Annotated in this window: 7 protein-coding genes; 5 read left to right on the top strand and 2 right to left on the bottom strand. The window is 63.4% G+C overall.

The window, feature by feature from the left end:
• Nucleotides 1–106 precede the first annotated feature (106 nt).
• From WA702_RS03575 to WA702_RS03555, 5 genes are all read left to right on the top strand, one after another.
• Nucleotides 107–1,972: an AMP-binding protein gene (locus tag WA702_RS03575; protein WP_425109148.1), complete on the top strand. Its 1,866-nt coding sequence runs from the start codon at nt 107–109 to the stop codon at nt 1,970–1,972.
• 192 nt (nt 1,973–2,164) lie between these two features.
• Nucleotides 2,165–3,292 carry an acyl-CoA dehydrogenase family protein gene (locus WA702_RS03570; protein ID WP_425109147.1) on the top strand — a complete coding sequence of 376 codons (1,128 nt, stop codon included), beginning with the start codon at nt 2,165–2,167 and terminating at the stop codon, nt 3,290–3,292.
• A gap of 127 nt (nt 3,293–3,419) precedes the next feature.
• Nucleotides 3,420–4,664 carry an acyl-CoA dehydrogenase gene (locus WA702_RS03565; protein ID WP_425109146.1) on the top strand — a complete coding sequence of 415 codons (1,245 nt, stop codon included), beginning with the start codon at nt 3,420–3,422 and terminating at the stop codon, nt 4,662–4,664.
• Between the two features lie 329 nt (nt 4,665–4,993).
• Nucleotides 4,994–6,238 carry an acyl-CoA dehydrogenase gene (locus tag WA702_RS03560; protein WP_425109145.1) on the top strand — a complete coding sequence of 415 codons (1,245 nt, stop codon included), beginning with the start codon at nt 4,994–4,996 and terminating at the stop codon, nt 6,236–6,238.
• 217 nt (nt 6,239–6,455) lie between these two features.
• Nucleotides 6,456–7,103, top strand: coding sequence for a nitroreductase (locus WA702_RS03555; protein WP_425109150.1), 648 nt, complete (start codon nt 6,456–6,458; stop codon nt 7,101–7,103).
• A gap of 522 nt (nt 7,104–7,625) precedes the next feature.
• Here the strand turns inward: WA702_RS03555 and WA702_RS03550 are convergent.
• On the bottom strand, nt 7,626–8,309 hold the full coding sequence (locus tag WA702_RS03550) for an acyl-homoserine-lactone synthase (protein ID WP_425109144.1): 684 nt from the start codon (nt 8,307–8,309) through the stop codon (nt 7,626–7,628).
• An 81-nt stretch (nt 8,310–8,390) separates the two neighbouring features.
• A complete protein-coding gene (locus WA702_RS03545) occupies nt 8,391–9,122 on the bottom strand; it encodes a LuxR family transcriptional regulator (RefSeq protein WP_425109143.1) in 732 nt (243 codons plus the stop codon).
• Nucleotides 9,123–9,209: the final 87 nt, after the last annotated feature.

Below are 9,209 nucleotides of genomic sequence, written 5' to 3'. Positions count from 1 at the left end.
AAGATTTCAAGGAAGGCATTCAGGCCTTTCTCGAGAAACGCAAGCCGGTCTATACAGGCAGATAAATATCAAGATCCGCAAAGGACGATATTTCGGGAGACGCAAAATGGATGGGACTGCAGCCGGCGTGCTGGACAAGCCGGCCTTTCGCAAGGTCGATTGGCTGGCGCGCGACATCGCAATCGAACAGCGCGACAATGGCGTCATCATCATGCAGTCGCGGATTCCGCTGCAGGCACACGGGCCGCACATTCCGGCGTCGCTCGCGAAATGGGCGCGCGAGGCGCCCGATAGAACCTGGCTCGCGCAGCGCAGCGGCCCCGAACGGCAATGGCGCAAGATTTCGTATGGCGAGGCCAAGCGCAGCGTGGACGCGCTGACGCAGGGCCTGCTCGATCTGGGCCTTAACGGTCCCGTCGCGATCCTCTCCGGCAATTCGATCGAGCACGCGCTGATGACCATGGCCGCGATGCAGGCGCGGCTGCCGGCCGCGCCGGTGTCGCCGGCCTATTCGCTTGTCAGCCAGGATCACCTCAAGCTCAAATATCTGTTCGACCTGATCAAGCCGGCCGCGTTGGTGGTGCAGGACGGCCCGACCTTCGCGAAGGCGCTGCAGGCGTTGCCGCTCGACGGCGTCACCGTGATCCACGTCGCGCGTCCCTGCGACGGCATCGAGAGCATCGCATTCGCCGATCTCGCGGCCACGCCCGTGACAGCAGATGTCGAAGCATCGATCGCGAAGATTGCGCCCGAGACGATCGGCAAGCTGCTGTTCACCTCGGGCTCGACCGGCATGCCCAAGGCCGTCATCAACACGCAACGCATGATGTGCGCCAACGCCGCGATGATGATGCAGGTGCGGCCGCGCAGCAGCGACGCGGCGGTGGCGACGGTGCTGGACTGGATGCCCTGGAATCACACCATGGGCGGCAACGCGCTGTTCAATCCGCTGCTGATCGAGGGCGGCACGCTCTATATCGACGACGGCCGGCCGGTGCCGGGTCAGTTCGATGAAACCATCAAGAACCTGCGCGAGGTGTCGCCGACCTATTACGCCAACGTGCCGGTCGGCTACGCCGCGTTAGCGAGCGCGATGGAAAAGGACGACGCGCTGTGCCGCTCCTTCTTCAAGGATCTCGGCCTGATGGGCTATGGCGGCGCGCGGCTGCCGGACGACCTTTATGACCGCATGCAGGCATTGGCCGTGCGCGCCACCGGCGCGCGCATCGTGTTCTACACCGGCTGGGGTTCGACCGAGACCGGCCCGACCTCGACCGGCACCTATTGGAACACCGAGCGCGTCGGCCTGATCGGCTTGCCGTTTCCCGGCGTCGAATTGAAGATGGTGCCGGCAGGTGCGAAGTACGAGCTGCGGCTGCGCGGCGTCAACGTCACGCCCGGCTACTTCGGCCAGCCGGAGTTGACCAAGGCTGCGTTCGACGAGGAGGGCTTCTATCGCATCGGCGATGCCGGCGTGTTCGTCGATCCCGATGATCCCGTGCAGGGCATCATCTTCGCCGGACGCGTGGTGGAAGACTTCAAGCTCACCACCGGCACCTTCGTGCATGTCGGCTCGCTGCGCACCGATGCGATCGCGGCCGCGACGCCGGTGATCCAGGACGCGCTGGTGGCCGGGCAGGATCGCTGCGAGATCGGGCTGTTGGCTTGGCCGAATCTGCACGCCTGCCGGCAACTGGTCGGCAATCCCGATGCCAGCTTTGACGACGTGGTGAAGCATCCGGACGTTATCGCCTGCCTCAGGAGCGGCATCGAGCAACATAACAAAGCGTGTGGCGAAGCCAGCAGCCGGCGCATCGCGCGCGCCATGCTGATGACGGAGCCGCCCTCCATCGACGGCCATGAGCTGACTGATAAGGGCTACATCAACCAGCGCGCGGGGCTGGAGCGCCGCGCCGCTCTGGTCGAGCGGCTCTATGCCGATCCGCCGGCAACGGATGTGATCGTGCTGTGATGCTCACCCCATCCCTCACCGTCGGCCCGGCGAACGCCGGGAACCATGCTCCGGGAACCATCGATGTCAGGCCACTGGTAGTTTCGCAAAAACACAGCTGCCGGTGGTTATGGGTCCCGGCGTTCTCGGCGCGCAAATTGCGCGCCTGACCGGGACGACGGCTAAAAGCCTTTCAAACAGCAGAGCAACGCCATGAACTTCGATTTCTCCGACGACCAGAAGCAGCTGCGCGATCAGGCGCGGAAATTTCTCGCTGAAAAGTGCCCGCCGAAAGCGGTGCGCGTGGTACTCGACGGCAAGGAGAGCCATGACCGCGAGCTCTGGAAAGGGCTCGCCGGGATGGGCTTTCTCGGCGTCGCGATCCCCGAGGAATATGGCGGCGCCGGCGCCGGCCATCTCGAGCTCTGCGTGATCGCAGAAGAAATGGGGCGGGCCTTGGCGCCGGTGCCGTTCTCCTCCACGGTCTATCTCGCGGCGGAAGCCTTGATGCTCGCCGGCAGTGACGCGCAGAAGCAGGCCTGGCTGCCGAAGATCGCAAGCGGCGAAGCGATCGGCACTCTGGCGCTGTTCGAGGGCTCGGGCAATCCGTCGCCCAAGGCGGTCAGGCTGGAGGCGTCGAACAACGTTTTGAACGGCGTCAAGAAACCGGTGGCCGATGGCGCCATCGCTGATTTCGTCATCGTCGCGGCGCGCACCGCCGCGACCGGCCGCGACAGCGACATTTCTCTATTCCTCGTGGATATGAAAGCCGGCGGCGTCGTGGCCAAGGCGCTGAGCAATCTCGACCCGACCCGCGGCCAGGCCGAGCTGACTTTCAAGAATTGCAAGGCCGAGCCGCTCGGCGCGGCCGGCGAAGGTTGGAGCATCCTCACGCAAGTGCTCGATCGCGCCGCGGTGCTGACCGCCTTCGAGCAGGTCGGCGGGTCCGATCGCGCGCTGGAGATGGGCCGCGACTACGCGCTCGACCGCATCGCCTTCGGCCGGCCGATCGGCTCGTTCCAAGCGGTCAAGCACATCCTCGCTGACATGTATGTGTCGGCAACGCTGGCGCGCTCCAATTGCTATTACGGCGCCTGGGCGCTCTCGACCAATGCACCGGAATTGTCGGAGGCCGCGGCCTCAGCACGCATCAGCGCCACGCAGGCGTTCCAGCACTGTGCCAAGAACAACATCCAGGTCCATGGCGGCATGGGCTTCACCTGGGAGTTCGACTGCCACATGTACTACCGCCGCGCCAACGCGCTGGCGCTGGGGCTGGGCAGTCTCTCGTATTGGGAAGACCAGCTGATCGACCGCATGCGCAAGCGAAACGCGGCCTGAGGCACCCACGTCATTCCGGGGCGCAGCCGGACGCTGCGAACCCGGAATCTCGAATGAGTCACTTCTGGATTCCGGGTTCGATGCTGCGCATCGCCCCGGAATGACGACCCGGAAAGGGATCAAACCGATGAACTTCGACGACACTCCGCAGGAGGCCGCGTTTCGCGCCACGGCGCGGGAATGGATCGCCACCAACGCGCCGACGCAATATGAGGATGAGCTGCGCGCCTCTTCGCTCGGCCGCACCGCGCTCAAGAATGCCAACGTTCTCGAGGTGGCGAAAGCCTGGCAGAAGAAAAAGGCCGATGCCGGCTGGGCCTGCCTGCATTGGCCGAAAGAATACGGCGGCCGCGGTTCCTCGCCGATCGAGCGCGTGATCTGGCAGCAGGAAGAGGGCCCGTTCGGCAAGCTCTCGGCCATGTTCATCATCGGCCATGGCATGTGCGGGCCGACCGTGATGGCCTACGCCTCGGAGGCGCATAAACGGCAGTATCTGCCGCCGCTGGCGTCGGGCGAAAAGGTCTGGTGCCAGCTGTTCTCCGAGCCGGCCGGCGGCTCCGATGTCGCGGGGCTACGCACCCGCGCGGAAAAGCGCGGTGACGACTGGGTCGTCAACGGGCAGAAGATCTGGACCTCCGGCGCGCACTACTCGGATTACGGCATCCTGTTGACCCGCACCGACCCCAATGTGCCCAAGCACAAGGGTCTGACGATGTTCTTCCTCGACATGAAGAGCCGGGGCGTCGAGGTCAGGCCGATCAAGCAGGCGAGCGGGCAGTCGGATTTCAACGAGGTCTATTTCACCGACGTGGTGATCCCGGACTCGCAGCGTCTCGGTGCGGTCAATGACGGTTGGAACGTGGCGCTGACCACCTTGATGAACGAGCGCATGTCGATCGGGGCCGGTGTCGCCACCGGCTTCCCCGAACTGTTTGAATTCTGCTCCAACCTGACGCTCGACGACGGTCTCGCGATCGAGGACCGCAATGTCCGTTCAAAGCTCGCGGGCTGGGCGGTGAAGGCGAGCGGCCTGAAATATACCAGCCTCCGCGCCATCTCGGCGCTGTCGAAAGGCGAGCGGCCGGGACCGGAAAATTCGATCGGCAAGCTGGTCGCGGCCTCGATGATCCAGGACGTCGCGACCTTCGCGCTCGATCTGCAGGGCGCGGCCGGCGTGCTCAGCGGACCGGATGCGGAGCTCGGCGGCAAATTCCAGGCGATGCTGCTGCGCGCGCCCGGTACCCGCGTCGAGGGTGGCACCGACGAGATCATGCGCAACATCATCGCCGAGCGCGTGCTGGGGTTGCCTGGAGATATCAGGGTCGACAAAGATCTGCCGTTCAACCAGATCCCGACCAAGGGACGAAATTAGTTGCCGTCATTGCGAGGAGCGAAGCGACGGGACTGTCAGGAAATAGACAGAAACGAGAACAAGTTTCGTAACAGATCGAGTCTGAAACCGAATCGAAGCAAGAACCTTGTTCACGTTTTTGTCTAAAAACTTACAGCCCCGTCGAAGCAATCCAGAGCAGCGCACGAGACCCTGGATTGCTTCGCTTCGCTCGCAATGACGGTCGTGAGAATCGTGACGGAATCGTAGGATGGGTTGAGCGACGCGATACCCATCATCTTTCCACGCGCGTTCATGCAATCGATGGGTATCGCTTCGCTCAACCCATCCTACGAAGTGAGAATTGGCTCATGAACTTCGACGACACCCCGCAGGAAGCGGCATTCCGCGAAACGGCGCGCACATGGATCGACGCCAACGCGCCGAAGCAGCTCGGGGATGAGCTCGCGAGCTCCTCGCTCGGGCGCATTCGCCTCAAGCACGCTGATATCGTCGAGGTCGGCAAGGCCTGGCAGAAGAAGAAGTTCGATGCCGGCTGGGCCTGCCTGCACTGGCCAAAGGACTATGGCGGCCGCGGCGCGACGCCGATCGAGCGCGTGATCTGGCAGCAGGAAGAGGGCGTCTACGGCAAGCTGACGCAGCCGTTCCAGATCGGCGAGGGCATGTGCGGCCCGACCGTGATGGCCTACGGCAATGAAGCCGACAGGCGCCGCTATCTGCCGAAGCTCGCCTCGGGCGAGGAGATCTGGTGCCAGCTGTTCTCCGAGCCCGCCGGCGGTTCTGATGTCGCGGGCCTGCGCACCCGCGCCGAGAAGCGGGGCGACGACTGGATCATCAACGGCCAGAAGATCTGGACCTCGGGCGCGCACTACTCCGACTACGGCCTCCTGATCACCCGCACCGACCCCAATGTGCCCAAGCACAAGGGCCTGACGATGTTCTTCCTCGACATGAAGAGCCCGGGTGTCGAGATCAGGCCGATCAAGCAGGCCAACGGTATGCAGGAGTTCAACGAGGTCTATTTCACCGACGTGGTGATTCCGGACAGCCAGCGGCTAGGCAATGTCGGCGACGGCTGGAACGTATCGCTGACGACGTTGATGAACGAGCGCATGTCGATCGGCGCGCGGCTCGCGACCGGCTTCCCGGAGATCTTTGCGTTCTGCTCCGATCTGATGACCGAGAACGGGCTTGCGATCGACGATCGCGCCACCCGCGCGAAGCTGGCGTCCTGGGCGGTGAAGGCGAGCGGGCTGAAATACACCAGCTACCGCGCCATCTCGGCGCTGTCGCGTGGCGATCGTCCGGGTCCGGAGAACTCGATCGGCAAGCTGGTCGCCGGCACCATGCTGCAGGACATCGCGACCTATGCCATGGACCTCGAAGGGGCCGCCGGCGCGCTCACGGGAAACGACGAGGAGACGGCGCAAGGCCAGTTTCAGCAGATGCTCTTGAGTTCGCCCTCGATGCGCATCGCCGGCGGCACCGACGAGATCCTGCGCAACATCATCGCCGAACGTGTGCTCGGGTTGCCCGGCGACATCAGGGTCGACAAGGACGTGCCGTTCAACAAGGTGCCGACCAAGGGACGGTAGAAAAATTCCGTCATTCCGGGGCGAGGCCGCAGGCCTCGAACCCGGAATCTGGAGATGACTCATTTCGAGATTCCGGGGTCGCAGCGTTCCGCTGCGCCCCGGAATGACGGGATGTGGAGGGAAGCGTGAGCTCCCGCTCGAAATACGTAGAAGGTTCTCAATGACATCAGCCGCGCCGAAGCCTGATCAAGACCCCATCGCCGTCCTCGAGCAGCTCATGGCCGCGCGCTTTTCCTGCCGCAGCTTCCGGCCTAAGCCTGTGCCGCGCGCGATCATCGAACGCATCCTGAAGACGGCGCAGATGACCGCGTCCTGGTGCAACAGCCAGCCCTGGCGGGTCGAGATCACGTCAGGCGCGGCGACGCAAAGGTTTCGCGAGCTGATGTATGAGGCGGCTTCCAGCGGCAAGCCGTCGTCGGGCGACTTCCCATTTCCGCGCGAATACACCGGCGTTTATCTGGCGCGGAGGCGCGAGAGCGGCTTCCAGCTCTACAATGCGCTCGGCATCGAACGCGGCGACAAGGCCGGTTACGCGAAGCAGGCGCTGGAGAACTACAACCTGTTCGGCGCGCCGCATGTCGCGATCATTCACACCGACGAGGCGCTCGGCACCTATGGCGCGATCGATTGCGGCGGCTATGTCACGAGCTTCATGCTGGCAGCGCAGGCGCTTGGCGTCGCGACCGTTCCGCAGGCAGCGCTCGCCTTCCATTCCGACCTGGTGCGGCAGCATTTCAGTCTTGGCGATGACCGCCGCGTGGTCTGCGGCATCTCGTTCGGTTATCCTGATCGCGAGCACAAGGCCAATTCCTATCGCACCAATCGCGCCGATATCGCGGATGCCGTGCGCTTTGTTGGCGACTGACGCGGTGATTCGGCGGCTGCGGGTGCGCCGCACCGCGACCTGATCCAGCTCGACCGGCCGTGCCACGCGACCGCGCCTGACACGATCGACGCACAACCGCGCCACACAAAGCGGGCAATCGCGCCAAAATCGGCGATCACCGGGCTTCGCGCGACTGCGGACGTGGGAACGACCGTTGCTTTTACCTTTTAAAGCAATCGAATTTCGTTTCAGTGAGGCCTGTTGGGGCGCTCATGTCCTGAATTTTCCTTGAGTTCATGGGCTTCTAGTAGCGATATTGACAAAATCCGCTCCAACATCTTGAGTTGCATGGCCCGCGCGTCCACGATGCAGAATTGCAGGCGTTCGATGATCTTGTCGATGGATGGTTCGCTCACGGCTCAAGACCCGATATGACAGCTATGGACCCAAGACAGATGCCGCCCCAACTCGCAACGCTGATGGCCGACGAGGCGACGATCCTCGGCCACCGGCTGTTGAAGTCCTTCCACAAGCTGCGCACGACGCAGCATCGTGAGCAGCTCATCGCGCTTGCTGAATCGCTGCTGCAGGAGGAAGAAAGATCTCCGGCAGAGCCCGGCGCCTGACCTGGTCGAGGCCGCGCCAAGTCAGTGTCGGCCGGGTCAGCCCGCTCTGATTGCATTGCGACGTCCAGGTGACCTCGTCGCAATCGATCATCACCGCCAGCACCGACATCCCGTCCATCATGTGGGGCAGCCCGAGCGGATGCGCCTTCCAGCCGTAGCGTTCGAAGCGCGGCAGCCACCAGGCCTCCAGAACGATCGAGAAGCCGGTTAGCCCGATCGAGATGCCGTATTCCATGATCGCGGTCAGCAGCAGCGTCTCGACGCGCGGCCCGGCGTGCTCGCCGCGCCGCTCCGGAATCACGAACACGCGTGATAGTTCATAGACATCAGGCCGGCAGATCGGGCCGTGGATGCTGAGATAGGGAAAGATGTCGCTCATCAAGGTCGGCAGCACGGTCGGCACCGCCCGCATCGCGCCGATCAACTGGCCCCTGTCGATGCAGAATAGATAGACCGCATCCTCGGTGTCGAACTGGTCGATCTCCCGCCCATCCGGCCGGTCAAGCGCCATCCATTTGCGCTGCTTGACGTAGATGTCATGGCGCAGCCGGAAGTAGGGATCGAAATAGTCTTGGTAGAGATTTCTGTTGTCTTTGCGAACGACGTGAATTTCGGGCATCGGAGACACCGCTCGATTGTTCAGATGGGACAATGAGCATGCCGGTGCGATGAGAAGGACTCTACTGGAAGAACCGCCAGTTCAGAGCGAGATCTCACCATTGACAAGCGCAGCCGCGACAGTGGCAGTCTTGTTCTTGGTCATCAACTTGCGCTGCGCCTCCTCGAGGTGCCAGCGCACGTTGCGTTCGGAGAGCCCGAGAATGCGCCCGGTCTCCCATGCGGTCTTGCCGCGCGCGGCCCAGCTCAGAACCTCGGCTTCGATCTTGGAGAGACGCCGCGCGGCGATGCCCAGCGGGCGCGTCAGCGACCGCAGCCGCCCGTGGGTGAAGATGCCCATCAGGTGCAGCGCGCTCTTGGCCTCACCGTCGAGATAGGGGCGGTCGCCGCCGAGACTGATGGCGCCGACAGCGTCGTCATAATGGATCGGGATGCAGAGGCCCTCGTTGAGGCGGAAGTCGCGCGCCCGCATCATGACGTCGTGGGCCGCCGGGTCGTCGGCACGATCACAGGGTGCCTCGGTCCAGAGGAATGGGTTCAGGGTCTGCTGGCAATGTCGCGGGATCGGATCGACCGCGACCAGATTGCTGCGGTTGTAGAGGTCGGACCATTCCGCCGGCCAGCCATTGGCGAGCGTGAGCTGCCCAAGCGATTGCCCGAAGCTCGGGATTCCCGCCATGATATAGGCATGGAAACCGAACTCGCCGATCATCTTCTCAAATAGGGAGACGACGCTGGCGCTGGTTCGCGATGCTTCGATCGCATCGACAAACTCCAGTGCACGCCGTCCCCAATATGCTTCCGTCGCCTGCATGTTGACAGTCTCCGCGCCCCAGCCAAACAGAGGCTAGCCGCCGACGAGTCGTAGTCAATCGCAAACTGATACAATAAGCTAAGTTGT

Source organism: Bradyrhizobium sp., assembly GCF_049798375.1.
Lineage (GTDB): Bacteria > Pseudomonadota > Alphaproteobacteria > Rhizobiales > Xanthobacteraceae > Bradyrhizobium.
Note: the sequence above shows the minus strand (reverse complement) of the source record. Positions and strands in the feature narration are given on the sequence as shown.

Excerpts from the sequence above, each read along its gene's own strand:
- WA702_RS03575 (WP_425109148.1), top strand. The coding sequence starts at position 107 with ATGGATGGGACTGCAGCCGGCGTGCTGGACAAGCCGGCCTTTCGCAAG.
- WA702_RS03555 (WP_425109150.1), top strand. The coding sequence starts at position 6,456 with ATGGCCGCGCGCTTTTCCTGCCGCAGCTTCCGGCCTAAGCCTGTGCCG.
- WA702_RS03570 (WP_425109147.1), top strand. The coding sequence starts at position 2,165 with ATGAACTTCGATTTCTCCGACGACCAGAAGCAGCTGCGCGATCAGGCG.
- WA702_RS03560 (WP_425109145.1), top strand. The coding sequence starts at position 4,994 with ATGAACTTCGACGACACCCCGCAGGAAGCGGCATTCCGCGAAACGGCG.
- WA702_RS03550 (WP_425109144.1), bottom strand. The coding sequence starts at position 8,309 with ATGCCCGAAATTCACGTCGTTCGCAAAGACAACAGAAATCTCTACCAA.
- WA702_RS03545 (WP_425109143.1), bottom strand. The coding sequence starts at position 9,122 with ATGCAGGCGACGGAAGCATATTGGGGACGGCGTGCACTGGAGTTTGTC.
- WA702_RS03565 (WP_425109146.1), top strand. The coding sequence starts at position 3,420 with ATGAACTTCGACGACACTCCGCAGGAGGCCGCGTTTCGCGCCACGGCG.